14 protein-coding genes are annotated in these 18,740 nt (G+C 48.7%); all 14 read right to left on the reverse strand.

Annotation, left to right across the window (positions count from 1 at the left end; all coding sequences use genetic code 11):
• Positions 1 to 103 precede the first annotated feature (103 nt).
• Positions 104 to 961, reverse strand: coding sequence for a catechol 2,3-dioxygenase (catE, locus tag G9F50_RS14125; protein ID WP_060562250.1), 858 nt, complete (start codon positions 959 to 961; stop codon positions 104 to 106).
• Between the two features lie 16 nt (positions 962 to 977).
• Complete coding sequence (gene catD, locus G9F50_RS14130) at positions 978 to 1,382, reverse strand: DoxX family oxidoreductase CatD (protein WP_007408534.1); 405 nt, start codon at positions 1,380 to 1,382, stop codon at positions 978 to 980.
• A 167-nt stretch (positions 1,383 to 1,549) separates the two neighbouring features.
• Positions 1,550 to 3,367 (reverse strand): ABC transporter ATP-binding protein, encoded by a 1,818-nt coding sequence (locus G9F50_RS14135; RefSeq protein ID WP_060562249.1) that lies wholly within the window; start codon positions 3,365 to 3,367, stop codon positions 1,550 to 1,552.
• Positions 3,348 to 5,081, reverse strand: a complete 1,734-nt coding sequence (locus G9F50_RS14140; RefSeq protein ID WP_025284436.1) for an ABC transporter ATP-binding protein — start codon at positions 5,079 to 5,081, stop codon at positions 3,348 to 3,350. The genes G9F50_RS14135 and G9F50_RS14140 overlap by 20 nt, the downstream gene beginning before the upstream one ends.
• A gap of 295 nt (positions 5,082 to 5,376) precedes the next feature.
• A complete protein-coding gene (locus G9F50_RS14145; RefSeq protein ID WP_060562248.1) occupies positions 5,377 to 7,704 on the reverse strand; it encodes a peptidase G2 autoproteolytic cleavage domain-containing protein in 2,328 nt (775 codons plus the stop codon).
• A 187-nt stretch (positions 7,705 to 7,891) separates the two neighbouring features.
• The gene (locus G9F50_RS14150; RefSeq protein ID WP_060562247.1) at positions 7,892 to 9,478 is read right to left on the reverse strand and encodes an alpha-glucoside-specific PTS transporter subunit IIBC; all 1,587 of its coding nucleotides are present in this window, start codon (positions 9,476 to 9,478) and stop codon (positions 7,892 to 7,894) included.
• Positions 9,479 to 9,494: 16 nt separating this feature from the next.
• The gene (locus G9F50_RS14155) at positions 9,495 to 10,256 is read right to left on the reverse strand and encodes a MurR/RpiR family transcriptional regulator (RefSeq protein WP_060562246.1); all 762 of its coding nucleotides are present in this window, start codon (positions 10,254 to 10,256) and stop codon (positions 9,495 to 9,497) included.
• A 68-nt stretch (positions 10,257 to 10,324) separates the two neighbouring features.
• The gene (gene glvA / locus G9F50_RS14160) at positions 10,325 to 11,674 is read right to left on the reverse strand and encodes a maltose-6'-phosphate glucosidase (protein WP_007610111.1); all 1,350 of its coding nucleotides are present in this window, start codon (positions 11,672 to 11,674) and stop codon (positions 10,325 to 10,327) included.
• 170 nt (positions 11,675 to 11,844) lie between these two features.
• The gene (locus G9F50_RS14165) at positions 11,845 to 12,027 is read right to left on the reverse strand and encodes an H-type small acid-soluble spore protein (protein WP_060562245.1); all 183 of its coding nucleotides are present in this window, start codon (positions 12,025 to 12,027) and stop codon (positions 11,845 to 11,847) included.
• A gap of 65 nt (positions 12,028 to 12,092) precedes the next feature.
• The gene (locus G9F50_RS14170; protein WP_060562244.1) at positions 12,093 to 13,901 is read right to left on the reverse strand and encodes a sigma-54-dependent Fis family transcriptional regulator; all 1,809 of its coding nucleotides are present in this window, start codon (positions 13,899 to 13,901) and stop codon (positions 12,093 to 12,095) included.
• A 106-nt stretch (positions 13,902 to 14,007) separates the two neighbouring features.
• Positions 14,008 to 15,387: a dihydrolipoyl dehydrogenase gene (gene lpdA / locus G9F50_RS14175; RefSeq protein WP_060562243.1), complete on the reverse strand. Its 1,380-nt coding sequence runs from the start codon at positions 15,385 to 15,387 to the stop codon at positions 14,008 to 14,010.
• A 14-nt stretch (positions 15,388 to 15,401) separates the two neighbouring features.
• Entirely contained in the window at positions 15,402 to 16,595 is a 1,194-nt protein-coding gene (locus tag G9F50_RS14180; RefSeq protein WP_060562242.1) for a dihydrolipoamide acetyltransferase family protein, read from the reverse strand.
• 14 nt (positions 16,596 to 16,609) lie between these two features.
• On the reverse strand, positions 16,610 to 17,638 hold the full coding sequence (gene acoB, locus G9F50_RS14185; RefSeq protein WP_025284430.1) for an acetoin:2,6-dichlorophenolindophenol oxidoreductase subunit beta: 1,029 nt from the start codon (positions 17,636 to 17,638) through the stop codon (positions 16,610 to 16,612).
• A gap of 1 nt (position 17,639) precedes the next feature.
• Entirely contained in the window at positions 17,640 to 18,641 is a 1,002-nt protein-coding gene (gene acoA, locus G9F50_RS14190) for an acetoin:2,6-dichlorophenolindophenol oxidoreductase subunit alpha (RefSeq protein WP_003155540.1), read from the reverse strand.
• Between the last annotated feature and the right edge of the window lie 99 nt (positions 18,642 to 18,740).

Consider the following 18,740-nt stretch of genomic DNA (forward strand, 5'->3'; position numbering starts at 1 on the left):
TCCCGTGTGTATATTGCAAATCGACGTTCTTCTTTCCCGAACCTTCCCAAGAAAACTTCAGAAAAATAAAAAACCTTGCCGGTTAGACGGCAAGGTTTGTTTCTTACAGTGTAAATGCGATATCCGCCCCTGATACAGGGTCTTTGACGAATACGCCCTCTTCTTTTTCTTCGATCTCAAAGCCGGCATCGGTCAGCGCTTTTGTCACACGTGACAGCTCTTTTTGATGCGGCAGCGCGATGGTGTAATAATCCAGCCCGCTTGCATTTCCCGGTTTCGGCGGCGCATGTTTTCCGGCCCATATATTCAGACCGATGTGATGGTGATACCCTCCCGCTGAAACAAACAGAGCGGACATGCCCGCGTAATTGCCGACAATGTCAAAACCGAGGATATCGGTGTAAAACGCTTTGGCTTCCTGTAAATCGGTCACATGAAGATGGATGTGACCGATTACGGTTCCTTCTGGGAGACGGCTTTTCCGTTCAGCTCCGGCTTCTTCCAAAAGCCCGTCCACATCGACGGGCGCCGTTTGCATGACATAATTGCCCTCTGCATCGCGCTGCCACGTGCTGCGGGGACGATCGGCGTATATTTCAATGCCGTTGCCGTCCGGATCAGACAGGTAAAGAGCCTCACTGACCGCGTGATCCCCCTGACCGAGCGCGATGCCGTTTTCAATCAGCCTGGCCAATGCGATGCCGAGTTCTTTCCGGTCAGGCAGAAGTATCGCGAAATGGTAAAGGCCGGTGACAGACCGCTCCGGCAGAACGACGGCGCCTGGATTTTCTTCAAGCACCAGCAGGACGCGTTTTCCGTCTGCTGACAGTCTTGCTGAATGATCTGTCTGCGAGATGACTTGAAGGCCGATTACATTCCGGTAAAAGCCGAGCGAGCGTTCCATATTTTTAATGGTCAATTTGACATAACCGATTGCCGTATCTTGATGAATGCCGGTCATTTGAACGCCTTCTTTCTTATGCTGAAAAAGTTTCTCCCTTTTTTGATTTGAAAAGGAGCTGATCCAATGAAAGCAGACGGCTTCCTGAAAGCGCTAAGTGAATTGACGCAACCAGTAAGATGAAATCAAATTCCGATCCGCCCATAAATGGTGAGGAAAGCTTCGCCGTGAAGATGGCGCCGACTAATGTGACGGCAAACAGAACGCCGATAATGCGCGTTGCCAAACCGAAAAAGATCAGAACCCCGCCGACAAGCTCAATCGTCGCGATGACATAGACCATAAAGGCCGGAATCCCGATGCTCTGGAAAAATTGCGTAGTTCCTTCCAACCCTTGAAACTTGGATAAACCGTGAACAAAAAAGATAATACCTGTTACAACCCTTAAAAGCAGTGTTCCTGTTTCGAATGATTTATTCATAAAATCCTCCTTGAAAATTATTATCACTTACTTTATGTAAGCTAGTATATATACATAACTTATTTACGTCAAGTAATTTTGTTACATTTAACGAAAATAACTTAAAAGTACTATTTGCCTTCGCGAAAAAAAGACCTTCGCACTCTGTCGGAGGTCTTTTTCCCTATCTATGATTCCCGGAACTGGCTTTCATATAATTCCCGGTAAAACCCGTTCTGGCTGAGAAGTTCGGCATGGGTTCCTTTTTCAGCCATTTCGCCGTCTTTCAACACAAGAATCTGATCGGCTTTTTGAATTGTGTTCAGCCTGTGAGCGATGATGACGCTTGTTCTGCCCGCCATTAAACGGCCGAGCGCTTCTTGTATTTTCACTTCGGTCACTGTATCAATGTTGCTCGTCGCTTCATCCAAAATGAGCAGCACCGGGTCCGCCAGCACAGCTCTCGCGATGGAAATGAGCTGTTTTTGTCCTTGGCTGATGCCCGCGCCGTTTTGGGTAAGGACGGTATCGTAGCCTTTCGGGAGCCGTTCGATGAATCCGTGGGCATTGGCGGCTTTTGCGGCTGCCTCCACCTCTTTGTCAGAAGCATCCAGCCGGCCGTAGCGGATATTTTCCCTGATGGTGCCCTGAAAGAGAAAGGAATCCTGCAGGACAAACCCCATGTTTTTTCTCAGACTGGATCTCGTCAGTTTTTTGATGTCCGTTCCGTCAATGAGGATTTTTCCGTTATTCGGCTCGTAAAAACGGGCGATCAGGCTCGTAACGGTTGTTTTACCCGCTCCGGTCGGTCCGACGAAGGCGATGGACTGTCCTTTCGGAACGCTGAAGGACAGGTGTTTTAAGATCAGGCTGTCTTCCTGATAGCCGAAGGAGACATCTCGGAATTCAATCTCTCCCGTTTTGATCGGCTGGTACAGCGCATGCTCTTCATCTTCCCGCTCCTCTTTTTCATCAAGCACGTCAAACACCCGTTCAGCCCCGGCGATGGCCGATAACATCGTATTGAACTGATTAGCTAAATCATTTAAAGGGCGCGTGAACTGCCGCGAATATTCGGCGAATACGACGATGGAACCGATTGAAATCCATCCCTTCAGCGCAAACAGCCCGCCAACCGCCGCTATAATCGTAAAACTTAAATTGTTTAAAGAGTTCATGACTTTCGGAATGAATCCCGAAATTGTCTGCGCCCAAAACCCCGATGATTGTAACGCCGCGTTTTTTTCTGAAAATTGTTCCATGACGCGGTCTTCCCTCGAATAGGCTTTAATGACCTTCGCCCCTGATATCGACTCTTCAATAAAACCGTTCAGCTCGCCGAGGTTTTTCTGCTGCTGCTTAAACAGCAATCCCGTCCGGTTGGTGATCCATTTAATGCTCAAAAGCATGATCGGAATAATCAAAAGCGTGATCAATGTTAAAAGCGGACTCATGTACAGCATGACGGAGATTGTGCCGACGAATGTAATGACGCTTGACAGCACTTGAATGACGGATGTATTTAAAGTGGAGCTGACATTTTCGATATCATTGGTGACCCGGCTCATTAAGTCCCCGAGCCGCTGTTTATCAAAAAACGGAATCGGCAGCTCATGCAGATGGGTAAACAGCTCGCTCCGCATTTTAAACACGGTGCTTTGCGAGATATTGATCATCCAATAGTTTTGAAACCATAAGGACAATGATTGCACGAGGTAAATCCCAAACAGGATGAACAGCACCCCCGCCAATCCGTCTGTCGTCTGTCCGACGATAAAATGATCAATCGCTTTCCCGATGACGAACGGTCCGAGCAGGCCGAATATGGCGCTTATGACTACCATAATGATCACAAGGGTTAAAAGCCCTTTTTTCTCGGCTACATAAGACCAGATTCTGCGCAGCGTGCCTTTTGTATCTTTTGCTTTCGCGCGTTTTCTGCCGCCTTCATTTGATTTGAGCGGTATTTTCGGATATCGGAAAGGTTTACGAATGTCTTTTTGCATTGTCAGCTCCCTCCTTTCCGAATTGTGATTCATAAATCTGCCGGTACAGATGAGACTGTGCCATCAGCTCTTTGTGCGTGCCTTTGGCCAGCAGTTCGCCGTCTTCAAGCAATAAGATGGTGTCAGCCTTCATCGCAGTCGTTATTTTCTGCGTAATAATCAGTGTCGTGCATTCATAGGATCTGATCGCTTGTAAAAGCTTCGCTTCTGTTTGAAGATCAAGCGCGCTCGTACTGTCATCTAACAGCAGGAGGGACGGCTTTCTGATAAAAGCGCGCGCGATGGAAATCCGCTGCTTCTGCCCGCCTGACAAATTGACGCCCCGCTGTCCCAGCACCGTGTCGTATCCGTTTGACAGCTTCATAATTGTGTCATGGATTTGCGCGTCTTTGGCCGCTTCCATTACTTCATCTAGTGAAGCATCCTCCCGCCCCCAGGCGATATTTTCACGGATGGTGCCCGAAAACAGAAGCACTTCCTGCGGAACATAGCCGATTTCCCTGCGCAGCCCACAAGCGGAGAATTCACCGATCGGTTTGCCGTCTATGAAAATACTGCCCGAATCAGCCGTGTACAGGCGCGGAATCAGCTGAAAAAGCGTTGATTTTCCTGAGCCTGTCGCGCCCATAATGGCAACCGTCTCTTTCGGGCTGGCAGAAAAGGACACGTGATGCAGCGCGTCTTTTTCCATGCCCGGATAGCGGAAGGACACTTCGCGAAACTCAATCCCGCCTGCAAGCGCCCGTGCCGGGTCCTGCCCCGTTCCCTCGCCGCCTTCTGTTTCCAGCACCTCGCCGATTCTTTCTCCGGAAGCCTTCGCCCGGGAAAATACCATGATGAGAAAAGGAAGGACGGACAGCGCGCCTGTAATCCGCGTCGCATAGTTAATGACGGAAACGACATCGCCGACCTGCGCTCCGCCCTGAGCAATGCTTTTGGCGCCGAACCATAAGATAAACAAAATACAAATGTTCATCAGCAGCATTAAAATCGGCATCGCCGCTTCCACGAGACGAAAAGCGGAGACCGTTTTTTCCATCAGCTTCGTATTCGATTTCAAAAAACGTTTCACTTCGTGGTTTGCACGGAGGAGCGCTTTAATCAGTTTGATCGCCGTCAGGTTTTCCTGCATGATCGTGTTGACCTGATCAAGCCGCTTTTGCACAGACCGAAACAGCGCGCCGCCTCTTTTCAGCACCCACAGCAAAAACAAAAGCAAAATCGGCACCGTGATCAGCAGAAAAAACCCGAGTTTCGCATTGACGGTCAGCGAGAGAATAATGCCCCCCGCAATCATTAACGGCGCCCGGAGCATAAACCGGAGACTCATGAAAAGCATATTCTGAACCTGTGTCACATCGTTTGTCAGCCGGGTGATAAACGATGTGGATGAGAATTGCGCAAACGTCGAATAGGAGAAGGATTGAATCTTTTGAAAAATCCCTTTTCGCGTATCATACGCATAGCTCTGGCTGATGTGGGCGGAGTAGAATGAATTTAAAATGCCCGATGCGAATGAAACAGCGGTCAGTCCGATCATCACGCCGCCCCACAGCCAAACCGTATCGAGATCCTGCTTTAAAATTCCTTCGTCAATGATTTTCCCGATCAGCAGGGGCTGTAGCAGCTCTACCGCAAGCTCGATGAGCATGAAAAACAGAGCGATTCCCGCCAAAAGAGAATACGGTTTTACATATGATAAAGCCTTTGACATGTGTAAGCCTCCAAATCCTTTGTTCAATATGTATGTATATTTATTTTATTTGTTTGTCTTAAATGAATAAAGGATTAACCCTTGAACCTGCACTTTTATTATGTACTTTGTGTAAAAAAAACGGAAATATCATTGAGGATAAAAATTGTGGGAATGAGGCGTGCAGATATATGGAGGCTGTCTTATCTTTTCTTTTTACCAGCTCCTGAACCGGAGCCTTTTATTTTAAAATGACTAGCGGAGCCTTTAAAAGACGTCCGCTAGTCAGATGATCATTCATACCGTGTCATTTCATTTAACGAATAAAAACGAGAGCGACCCCGAATCCTTTATCAGCATCAAACTCATTGATCACTTTCATGACCTGCCAGCGCTGGTTTGGAGCATCAGATTTTGTTGCAATCCCATTATGAGCGTGAATAAAATCTCCCGCTTTCACAGTCTCATCGCATCTGACATATACCTGGCCGATGAGTCCGACAATGTTCCACTCGTCTCTCTCTTCTCTTGAAGCGTAGTCTTCTTCAGGCCGAAAGTCCGGATTTTCCTTTGGCGCCATGACCGTATGGCCATTCGCATCTTTCTGTTCTTCATAAACATAGCCGCCAAATTCATTCTTTACGTATCGTCCCGACCAGTGAAAACTCGACTCACCAAGAATCACTCCGGCGGTCTCGGAAATGACCCCAAGCATGAGGTCACCTTTTTCAGCCGGTCTGATCTTATCACCTTCAAGTGTGACAAGTGTTCCCGTCGGAATCTTTTCCCCTCTCAGGCTTTCAAAATACTCGGCGTAGTCAGAGAATGTCGAGGAACCTGTTACGCCTCCCGTAGCCTTAATTGTTCCTTCTTTTGCGTGAAGCTCAATCTTTCTGTTGGCTGATGACGGAGTGCTGCCGGCACCCCAGCCAAGTGCTACAGAATCTGAATTCGGATTAATTGTATTGTACGAAGAAAGCACTGAAGATTGAGCCGCTCCGGTTGCTCTTCCCCGAACAGAACCAGCCACAAAATTATTATTGCCTGTAGCGTGAGATTCACGGGAGCCAATGACCCCGCTTCCTTTATGTTTGAATAAGAAATAAGGAGTGACTGCTCCTCCAATGTTAAAGTCAGTTTCATAACCTGAAAAATCACAATTGGATACATTAAGATCTGGATCTGAGGAATAAATTCCAACTGTCCCGCTATTATTTTTTGGAGATCTCTGTCCCCAAACATTACTAACAACAGACTCGTACATTCCGCTGCCAAATGCAACTCCTTTTTTTCCGGAGTCAATCAAGGTGACACCATCCACCATTACTTTCCCTACTGAGTTATCCCCGCCGACAATATATAAGTCATTGTCTGCAGTCTTAAATCCGCGAATGGTTATATTCTTTAAGCTAATTAAGCGTCCTTTATAAAATACGCTGACTACCGAATTACCCTTATAATCAATTGAACTATCATCACAAACAGCATGGAAATTCACAACACTCACACCATCATATCCGGAGATTTGCAACGCGTTTGGACCCGCCCCTTTGTAAAGATCATTCGGCTTAGGGTTATATGCGATACAATTCGCAAGCTGCACATCATGGGCTGTCGCTGACTGAGGATCGCTTGCTGTGTGGTGACCGATATGGCGAATGCTATATCCAATGGCATTTTCGTATGCGCGACAGTTAACAAGCTGTACTCTCTTCGCAGCCGGTGCATAACCGTGTGCCTTAATCTCAAAGCCTCGGACTCCTCCAATTGAGATACAACTATCAATCATTACGTCTTGAGAGCCGTCATCAATTTCAAAACAGTTCGTGTTAGAAGTTCCATCGTTTAGCCCCATTGGATGATAAGAGAGGCAATGACTGAAAGTCGTGTGTTTCCCAAAGTGACAAGTAAAGTTATCATCCCCGGACCCTGTTGCTTCACAATGTGAAAACGTTACAAAGTTACAGCCGTTGGGCTGATAATAAGTTGGATCATCTTTTTCTCCATGTCTGTTATAGTTCGGGCTTGTAGAATCAAAGCCGTGCAGGCCGGCGTTCTTCGCAAACACATGCTCGACAAAAGAATAGTCAACATTCGCAAAAAGCAAACAGCTTGAAGTGGGGCCTTTCGGAATCTTCCAGCCGGAAGGACGCGTATCCTTGTTCCAATCCAAAGTGAGATGGCCGACATAAATATTTTCATTACCGTTCGTATAATCACTGTTGGTCAGAACAGAATGGCCGACCGGTGTTTCGTCTAATAATTTAATGACCGTTCTTTTCTTGCCTGCTCCGACAAGCATTGTATTTGAAGGAACAAACAATCCCGATGCTCTGAATACACCCGCGGGAACTGTTACGACATAACCTCCGTCGGCCATGGCATCATGAAATGCCTGCGTATCATCCGTTACGCCGTCACCTTTAGCTCCAAAATCCATAACGTTCCGCTCTGTCACATGTTCAAATCTGTTTTCATACATGTTAAGTCTTTCGTTTAAATTTTCATAAGTTGACGTGCCATTGCTAAGCGCAGCACCGATTTTGCTGTCAATCGCTTCAAAGTTTTGAGCAATGCTTTCAACTTCAATCCCTTCGGCTTTATCGGGTTTGTAAAGTCCTAAGAAAGTCGTATAGTTTGTCATTGTCTTGCCTCCTATTTGTTAATTGCTATTTAAAATACCGCAGAAGTCATTTCGTTTTTTGCACCCTCTCATTTTCACTCCTGCATGTACAGGTGGCAAAGGTATGACAAATTCATACATTTCTTCAAAACATAAAAAGAGCGCCGGATTAACAAGCGCTCTGCACATAATCTGCTGCTGCAGTATTTTAACCATTCAATATTTTCTCGACACGCTCCCGCATTTGCGGAACCCCTAATCCGACAATGACCTGAAGCGCCCTGCCTTTTCTGACGACGCCGTGGGCTCCCAGCTCTCTGAAATCGGCGTCACTTTTGACCTTTGATTCATCAGCGACAGTGACGCGGAGACGGGTGGCGCAGTTGGTGACCTCCGTAATATTGTCCTTTCCGCCCAGCGCTTCAATATACAAAGCGGCTGTATCCCGCTGTGTTTCGTCTGCCGCCGCTGTTTCTTTTGAAGCCTGCTTCCGTTCTCTGTACTCCTTTTTCGAATAGAGCTTTGTTTCCTGCCCTTCCTCTTTTTCTCTGCCCGGTGTGGCGATGTTGAATTTGAGAATGAGGAAACGGAAGACGAAAAAGTAAACAGCGGTAAAACACAACCCGATAATGATCTGGTATACATACGTCAAGCCGTGGCTTGACGCCAGCGGGATCCAGTTCAAGGTCGCAGCTTCGATCAAACCGCCTCCCATATTTCCGACGACGCCGGCCATATACATGACGGTTGCCATGGAAGCAGCAAGCAAAGCATGAACCGCAAATAAAAACGGCGAGATAAAAAGGAATGTAAATTCAATCGGCTCTGTAATTCCCGCGACAATGGACGTCAAGGTGACCGGGATCAATAGGCCGGCGACGATTTTTTTCTTTTCCTTTGAAGCCGTGGCGTAAAAAGCGAGCGCGATTCCCGGAATGCCGAAGATTTTCGAGTTGCCGTGAAGCGCGAAGCCCCCCTGCGGGAACAATTCTTTCAGCGGTTTGACGCTTTGAGAGTATTCCCCTAGATGCTGGGCCCAATAGGTGACGATACCGCCTTCAGCCACTGCCGGGCCGTAAATAAACGGCGAGTAAATAAAATGATGCAGGCCGGTCGGAATTAAAATTCGCTCCAGGAACGTGTAAATCCACACGCCGATCGCCCCGGAAGAAACGAGAAAGCTTTGCAGCGAGCCTATTCCGGACTGAACCATCGGCCACACGTATGCCACCGCAAGTGAAATCGGTATCATAATGAAGAAAGAAATGATAACGATGTAGGAAGATCCTTGAAAAATCCCCAGAAAATCCGGCAGTTTTTTATCAAAATAACGATTGTGCAAATACACGACAATAGATGAAATAAAGATGGCGCCGATAATATTCGTATCAAGCGTTTTGATCCCGGCGATCATCGTCAGCCCGCTCGTTCCGCCCGCTTCCTGAGTCATATCGACATGAAAAGCCCCGCCCCAAACCGTCAGAATCGCATTGATAAAGTAATTGAATGTCAGATAAACTGCAAGCGCTTCCAAACAGGCCCGCGCCTGCGCTTTTTTCGCTAAGGCGACAGGTATGCCGATCGCAAACAGGAGCGGCATTTGATTAAAGACGGTCCAGCCGCCCTGTTCAATGACGTACCAGCATTGATACCAAAGCCCGTCAGGATCAGCCAGGGGCCCCATCAGCGTTTTATTTTTAAACAGCGTACTCAGACCGACAATAATACCGGAAAATGCAAATAATAAAACAGGCACAAACATCGCGCTGCCGAAGCGCTGGACTTTTTGCATCATTTCACGTGACCTCCCGCTATTTATCAAAATTTTCGAGCTCTTTATAATCAACATATGCACGGAATAACGCTTCGCCCACCAGAAAAAAAGGGGCAAATGCGACGATTTCCGTTTTATCGCTTAACGTCACCGGCTTGCTGGTCGCATAAAGATTATACGGCGTCGTTTGCGCCAGTACGTTGTTTTTCAGATTGGTGATTGAAATAAACGGAACTCCCTTTGCGGACAGGGTCCTTACCTGCGGAATTAATTCGGGTGTTTCGCCTGATAAAGAAATAATGATGAATACGTCGTCAACCTTAAAATCATCACACATGATATCAAACTCTGTGATGTCCTGAATTAAAATCAGATACTTCTGCCGGGATACAAACATCCGCTGCAGCTCACGGGCGCACACCCTCTGAGCCGTCCCCGATCCGTAAACGAAAATCCGTTTTGCTTCATCTATCAGCCGGCACATCTCCGTCATATCTTTTGACTTCACGTATTTTACATTGGCTTCAATATCATCCAGCAGCTTTTCAAACGTCATATTCTCGCCCTCTTCAGGCTGATCCTCCCATTTCAGAAAAACCCGGAATTCACTGTAGCCGCTGAAGCCCAGTTTTTGGGCAAGCCGCAGGATGGAAGACCGAGAGACATTGCAGGCTTTCGCCATGTCATTGATACCGAGATGGTAGCACGTATGTTTATGATTCAATATATATTTTAAAATATAAAAATCGTTGTCATTTAATTTCGCGTAATGCTGGTTAACCAGTTCTTCAAGACTCATCCCAAAAATCCCCCCGTTTTCTTTCTATTATATAGAATAACAGATAAAGAAAACGGGGAAGATTGTCATCAGGAAATAGGAGACGGACTTACATCAAGCTCAGGCCAGTAGTCCTTGTTAGCCTCCATCAGATCTTCAAGAATCAGTCTTGCCACACGGGCGTTCGGCACTGTTTTTGACAGGATCAGCGCCTGCCACAGCTTTTGAAATGACCGCTCTTCCCACGCTTCAGCCGTCAGTTTTTCAACAGACACCTGCTGTTCCATCAGGCCTTTTTGAAATTGCGGTATGTTCCCGACTGAGAGCGGTTCCGGTCCGTTTGAGCCTACGAGACAAGGAATCTCAACCATGGCTGACGGATCAAAGTTTGCGATCGCGCCGTTATTTTCAACGATTAACAGCATCCTCTCCCCTGTGTTGTAAGCGATGGCCCGGGCAAGGTCGACGATATATGAAGCATGATCATCAATTTTAATTTCACTGTTCTCCGACGATTGTTCGCGCGTAATCATATCGCATTGGCTGAAAATGAAAGCTTCCCGCCCTTCCATGACTTCGTTGGCTCTCGTATGGTTCGGGTTTGATTTTTTCACCATATCATCCGGGAATAAGTAATATTGCAGATATGTGTTCGGAAGCGTATCCGGATCAGCCGCCTGTACGTCGCGCGCTTTTTTGAATGTGTCATTCCAGCTTGCTTCAGTCTGTTCGGCCTCCGTCTTCGGAACGTAGCCGTATTCACGGACATGCTCTTTCAGCTTCGGCATTAAATCATTGCCATGCCGGTCTGTGATGGACGTCCACCAGCCAAAGTGGTTCAAGCCGTAGTAACGGACGTTCATTTCTTTTCGTGAAGATAATCCGAGGATGTTCGCCATGCGATCCTCAATTCCGACCGGCATGTCGCAAATGTTCAATATTTTTGAGTTCGGTCTGAGGCGCCGTGTAGCTTCGGCCACAATCGCCGCCGGATTGGAGTAATTCAGCATCCATGCGTCGGGCGAGTACGTTTCCATATAATCAAGAATCTCCAGAACACCGCCGATAGAGCGCATGCCGTATGCGATTCCGCCCGGCCCGCATGTTTCCTGGCCGACCACGCCGTACTTCAGCGGGATTTGTTCATCAAGCGCGCGCATCGCATATTTTCCGACGCGGATATGCGCCATGACGAAGTCAACATCCGTAAAAGCCGTCTCTGGGTCATCAGTCGCCAGAAATTCAATGTCCGGCGCTTTTTCTTTTATAAATACCTCACACGCACCCGCAATCCGCTCCTGCCTTTCTTTATCATTGTCATAAAGTTTCAGCTTTCTGATCGGAAACTCTTCCAGGTGATTCAAAAGCATTAATACAATTCCGGGGGTAAATGTGCTGCCGCCGCCTGCAATAACGATTGAGAATGATTTGTCTGTCATGTGAAGCCCTCCTCTGATAACGTTTACATTTTATTTATATCATGAGAAGGTCCGATCTGTACCGGGTTTGGAGGAGTTAGATCATTTAATCATTTTTAGTTATTTTTCTCAAAAAGCGGGAAAGTTCCCACAGGTACGAAAAAGGCCTGCTGTCATCAGCAGACCCATTCTCAAAAATGCTCTTGTAAATCAGAAAGCAGCACTTCCTGCTCAAATTGCGGATTTCCGATCGGAAAAATTCTGGCTGTTTCCTTGTCTTCGTTGACATGCTGAATATAAATCGGGACTCCTTCGTACGTCACATACGCCATGGCGGCGGATTCTGAAATGTTTTTCGCACGCTGTGTATTCACGTCTCAAACCTCCTTTAGGCCTCACACATAACGTGTCCGGCAGCCAAGAGAAGTATGCTTGTTTCTTACAATTGTCCGGTGGTGAGTTTGAATTTTTTGAGGCGTTTGTAAAACGTGCTCCGCGGGATTCCGGCCATTTTGGCGGCCAGCGTGACATTCCCCTTCGCTGATTCAAGCGCGTTTACGATGATGTTTTTCTGAATGTGCTCCCGGATGGAGACAGGGGACGCTTCTTCCTGTTCATAAGACTCGGCCGCCTCTTTAAGACCTGACGCTTCAAGCAGGGCTGCGATGGGGCGTTCTGACAGCCGCCCGTCCGGGAACATGACGGAAAGACGTTCAAATACATTAAACAATTCCCTGATATTCCCCGGCCATTTCCGGCTCTTTAATAGGTCTAAAAAGTCATCAGGAAGCTCCCCCCGCCAGCCGCGATTTCGCTGAAATTCAAGGAAGAGGCCGGGAATGTCTTCGGTGCGTTCTCTTAATGGAGGGAGGTGGATCGGACAGACGTGAAGCCGGTAAAATAAATCTTCTCTCAGCTTTTTGCATTCGACAAGCTGTCTCAGATCAGTGTGGGTGGCAGTGATGATTCTGATGTCAACGGGAATCTCTTTTGTCCCGCCGACCGGGGTGACTTTCCGTTCCTGCAGCACCCGTAACAGAGCGACCTGCATGGAGTGTGATATTTCTCCGATTTCATCGAGGAAAAGCGTGCCTTTATCGGCTTTTTGCAAAGCGCCGTTATGTCCTTTCCGTTTGGCCCCGGTGAAGGCGCCTTCCGAGTAGCCGAACAGTTCGCTTTCAATCAGCTTTTCGGGGACCGCTCCGCAATTGACGGCGATAAACGGGCTGTTTTTCCTGGAGCTGTTGTTATGAATCGCCCGGGCGGCAACCTCCTTTCCCGTCCCGGTTTCTCCCGTAAGACAAACGGTTGCGTCCGTTCGGGTGACAAGCTCCAGCTGCTGAAGCATACGTCGGGATGACGGGCTTTTGCCTGCCGCACCATGGAATATAAAAGACGGCTTTTCTACTCGTTTGGATAAATAAACGCATGTGTAGCCGTTCTCCTCCCGCTTCGCCTGCTTGATGTGATAGCCCTGTTCCTCAAGCTCGCGCAGCGTATGTCCGGTAAAATGCTGAACGGGACGGCTTGCGGCGATAACCCGGCTCATGTCATTGCAAAGCACGATCGGATCGTGAGACCGGGTCAGCCCGGCGAACTTGCTGATCATGTCAAGTTCTGTCATTTTGATCTTTAGGGCAAGCTCCCGTTCCGCCGTATAAGCGATGGAGGAGGCAATTCCGAGCATAAACGGCTGAGCGCGGGCGGCGGGGCAGGAAATATCAATGACACCCGCCAGCCGCCCGTCTTCATAACGGATCGGCGCGGCGGAACAGCTCCATTGATGAGAAGCGAGCGAATAATGTTCAGAGCCGTGTATCACGACCGGCTCATTTGTATAAAGAGCCGTCCCGATCGCATTCGTGCCGACGGCCGTTTCCGTCCAGCGGGCGCCTTTTAAGAAATTGATGCGGTTCGCTTCATGAATGGTGCGCGGGTGGCCGTCAACTGAATGGACAACTCCGTCTGAATCAATCAGGAGAACCATCATTTCCATTTCCCGCATCGCCGTTTTCATTCTTTCTGCATACGGCGTTGAGGCCGCTAAAAATAACGCATGCTTTTCGGCCTGCCTTTCTAAATGATCTGCCGGCATTACATTCGGCCCCTTTTCGAGATAAGGGTTGACGTCGGCTTTTTTGCAGCGGTGCCATGAGGCGGCCACCCGCTTCTGAATACGGGATTCATCAAGCACGCCTTCTTTCACAAAGCGCTTCCAGGTTTTAAAATCATTCCGAATGACATTCATTGTATTCGCTCCCCCCTGTTCAGACCATCTTTTCATATATTGTAGGGGAAAAATAAAGCGCTTTCAACGAAAAATACCCCTTCTCATCTGAGAAAGGGTATTCCGATTATACGGAATGCACCGCAAGTCCGGTGACATTCAGCAGGGCTTCCTGAAGCGTTTCTGACAGAGTCGGATGCGCCGCGATAAAGTGCTCCGACATATCAGCCGTCATTTCACCGTTCATCATCATGACCGCCTGACCGATCAATTCCGTCACGTCCGGCCCGATCATTGACACGCCGACGATTTCTCCGAATTCAGGTTCGGCAATGATTTTCATTTTGCCGCCATGCTGATGTTTAATTAACGCTTTTCCGTTAGCAGAAAATGAGCATTCTCCGATTTTCACATCTCCGTATGTCTCTCTCGCCTGTGTTTCCGTCAGCCCGACAGCGGCCATTTCCGGCGATGTATAAATACAGCGGGGCACCGCCTGCATATTGACTTTGCTGTCCTTTCCCGAGGCATGCGCGGCGGCTGTGATTCCTTCATGAATGGCGGCATGCGCGAGCTGCATTCCTCCGGCCGCATCGCCGCATGCGTATATATGAGGCACATTGGTCTGCATATGGTCATTGACTTCAATGCCGCGCGGAGAATACCGGATGCCGGCCTGCTCCAGATTCAAGCCATGCAAACGCGGCTTTCTCCCGATTGCAACCAAAATGTGATCAGCCTGCGCCTCAATTTCTTTGCCATCTTTTGTCCACACGGCGGTTTTCCTTTCTTTGTCAATCCGCTGAAGGGCGGCTTTTGTCTGAATATCAGCCCCGCTGTCTCTTAAAGAGTCTTCGAAAACGGCGGCGATTTCTCCGTCTTCTGCCGGGAGCAGCCGGTCAGCCGATTCAATCACCGTCACTTTCGTTTTAAACCGGCTGAATAAAGAGGCAAATTCACAGCCGATCACACCCCCCCCGACAATAAGCAGAGAAGAAGGGATTTTCTGTAAAGAAAGCGCGTCTTTGCTGTCGATCACCCAATCGCCGTCAAATGGGGCAAACGGCAGCTCCGCCGGTTCAGATCCGGATGCAATCAATATCCGATCCGCTTCCAGAATGTCTTTTGCGCCTCCTTCTCCTTCAACAAGCAATGTCTGCTCTGTGAGAAATGAAGCTGTCCCGCTGATGACTTTAATCTGATTTGCTTTCATTAAGTATTGAATTCCCTGCACGAGCCGGCTGACGATTTGCCGTTTGCGCCCCTGCATGCGGGCCCAATTGAGTGTAATGTTTTGCGGCAGTTCGATGCCGAATGTATCTGCATGCCTGATTTTATCGAGCACATTCGCGCTTTCCAAAAGCGACTTTGTCGGGATGCACCCCTCATTGAGACAAGTGCCTCCGAGCGGCCCTTTGTCGATCAGAACGACTTCTTCTCCCCTCCGCGCGGCAGTCACGGCAGCTGCATATCCGGCAGGCCCGCCGCCGATAATGGCTAGTGTCAATCTCTTCACCCTCTCTATAAAATCAATCCGGCCGGCTCTTCAAGCAGCGCTTTGACCGTTTTCAGGAAGTCCGCAGCCGGTGCGCCGTCACATACTCTGTGGTCAAAGGTAAGGCTCAGCGGCAGCATGGTGCTTTTGACAAGCTCATCTCCTTTAAACGCAGGCGTTTCATAGCTTGCGCCTACTCCGAGAATACCGGCTTCAGGCGGATTAAGAATCGGGGTGAAATGCTCAATTCCGTAACCCCCGAGATTTGTAATAGAAAATGTCGATCCGTGCAGGTCATCTCCGGAAGCATTGCCTTCCCGCGCCCGGCGTGCCGATGTGCTGATGTGATCCGCAAGCTCAAGGAATGAAAGCTTTTCCGCATCCCGAATCACCGGCACGACGAGACCGTTTTCAAGAGAAACCGCCATCCCGAGGTGGACATATGGATAGGTGATGATCCGCTCCTCTTGATAAGAGCTGTTCAGCTCAGGATGCTGTTTCAGCGCAAGCACTGCGGCCCGGGATACGAAATGTGTGACCGTCAGTTTAACACCGCTCCGCTTTTTCACGCTGTCGGCGAGCTGCTGCTGCCATTTTACAAGCTCCGTAATGTCCGCTTTCATCGTCAGCGTCAGTTGGGCGCTGTTTTGCAGGCTTTTGTGCATTCGGTCTGCAATTACTTTTCTCATCGCTGAAGCCGGTTTTTCCTCCGGCTGTGCCGTCTGAACCGAAGACTGCGGTTCAGATTCCGTCTTCATGGCCTTGATGACGTCAGCTTTTACGATTCTGCCTCCGGGCCCCGTCCCGTTCAGCGTATCAACTTTCAACCCGGCTTTCTCCGCCATTTTTCGGGCAACGGGAGATATTTTCACGCGGTGTTTACGCTTTTGCACGGCTTTGGGAGCGGGAATATGTTCAGGTTCAGATTGCGGTTTCCCTGCATTTTCAGGAGCCGGCGCCTCCTTCTCCCGCACTTCTTCGCCGTTTTCCCCGATATAACAGATGGGCGTTCCCGGCGGGACTCCTTCTCCCTCTTTGACTTTAATATGGAGAAGCGTGCCGCTTTCAGGCGCTTCTATTTCCATTTCTATTTTTTCCGAGTTGATACTGGCGATGCTTTCTCCCTTTTCAACCGGGTCGCCGACTTTTTTATTCCAGACGGATACTTCACCTTTCTTCATCGCCATTCCCAGCTTCGGCATTACTACTTTTACAGCCATTCTATATCCCTCCTTTAATTCATTGCCGGCTCGCCAAGCAATTCAAGCGTGACGCTGACAATTTGGTCTGATGTCGGCAAATATTGATCTTCAAGCACCGGCGAAAACGGCACTGGTGTATGCGGCGCTGTAATCCGTTTAATCGGCGCATCAAGCAAATCAAAGCCCTTATCGGCGACAATCGCAGCAATATCCGTGGCGATGCTGCAGCGCGGATTGGCTTCGTCAATGATGATCAGCCGGTTTGTTTTTTCTAACGATGTGAAAATCGCTTCCTCATCTAAAGGAGACAGACTCCGGGGATCAAGCACCTCGGCGTCGATGCCTTTCTCAGAAAGCTGCGCAGCCGCTTCAAGCGCAGTATTGACCTGCTTGCCGACTGCAAAGAGCGTGACATCATTGCCTTCGCGTTTGATATCCGCCTTTCCGAGCGGAATTGTATAATAATCTTCCGGCACCTCGCCCTTCATGTTGTAGGACGTTTTATCTTCAAAAAAGAATACCGGATCATTGTCTTCTATTGCCGAAAGCAGCAAACCTTTGGCGTCATATGGATTGGACGGCACAACCGTCTTCAGACCCGGGATGCTGGTGAACAGGCCATACAGCGCCTGCGAATGCTGAGCGGCTGCCCGGAACCCGGCTCCGTATGTGGTGCGGACGGTGATCGGCACTTGCGCTTTACCGCCGAACATATAGCGGAATTTCGCCCCTTGGTTGATCACTTGGTCAAAGCACGTTCCGATAAAATCGTTAAACATCAGTTCCGCAATCGGTCTCAGCCCCGTGGATGCCGCAGCCATGGCCGCACCCATGTAGCCCGCCTCAGAAATTGGTGTGTCCAGCACCCTGCTTCTGCCGAATTCCTGTACGAGCCCCTTTGTGACCCCCAATACACCGCCCCATGCTTCATCATCTTGCAAGTGATCGACCGCCGCTCCCCCGGCGACATCTTCACCGATCAAAAGCACATTTTCGTCTTTTCTCATCGCAAGCTTCATTGCTTCATTGAGCGCGTCCGACATGCTTATGACTCTCGCCATCTCACATTCCCCCTTTTTCATATGACACGTAGACGTCTGTCAACAGCTCTGACTCTTTCGGATATGGACTCTTTTCGCTGAACGAGACGGCTTTTTCAATCGATTCGCTGACACGCTGTTCGATGTCTGACAGTTTATTTGCATCTGTTTCTTTTAGAAGATAGTTTTTAAAGCCTTGGATGGCATCCTTTTCTTCAAGATGCTCAGTCTTTTCATCCTTTGTTTTATAAGTTTGGGCATCCCCTTCGAAATGGCCGTAGTTTCTGTAAGTCATACATTCAATCAAAGACGGGCCTCCGCCGTTTCTTGCTCTTTCTATCGCTTCCCCGGCTGCCTGATAAACCGCTAAAATATCTTTTCCGTCCACCGTGACCCCCGGCATGTTGTAGGCAGCCGCCCGATCGGCGATTGAATCACAGGCTGATGCGTACTCAAATGTCGTGGCTTCGCCGTAACCGTTGTTTTCGGCGATGAACACGACAGGAAGATTCCATACTGCCGCTAAGTTCAGCCCTTCATGGAAGGTCCCTTGGTTATTGGCTCCGTCCCCAAAAAAGCAAACGCTTACATTTTTAGTTTGTTTATATTTAGCCGTGAGCGCTGATCCGCATGCGAGCGTGAATCCGCCCCCGACGATTCCATTTGCGCCTAACATGCCTTTATCAAGATCCGCAATGTGCATAGAACCGCCTTTGCCTTTACACAGTCCGGTCGCTTTTCCGAATATTTCCGCCATCATGCCGTCCAGATCACAGCCTTTGGCGATACAATGACCATGTCCCCTGTGCGTGCTTGTAATGCTGTCGCCATCATCTAAATGAGCGCACACCCCCGCAGCTACCGCTTCTTCACCGGCATACAAATGGACGAATCCGGGAAGCACTCCTTGCGCGAACAGTTCATGCACTTTGTCTTCAAAGCCCCTGATTTCCAGCATCTTTTGGTACATCCATAGCGCTTTCTCCTCAGTTAATGACAAGCCTTCTCGTTTTAACAATTCCATTTTGTGCGCCTCCTTCTATTTAGGGTTCAAACTTATAAATGCAAGAAGCATGCCAGCCTTTGAAGCCCGTAAAATGAATGTTTTTATTTTTACAATGGA

This window comes from Bacillus sp. EKM206B (assembly GCF_011066015.1).
In the GTDB taxonomy this organism is placed as follows: domain Bacteria; phylum Bacillota; class Bacilli; order Bacillales; family Bacillaceae; genus Bacillus; species Bacillus velezensis.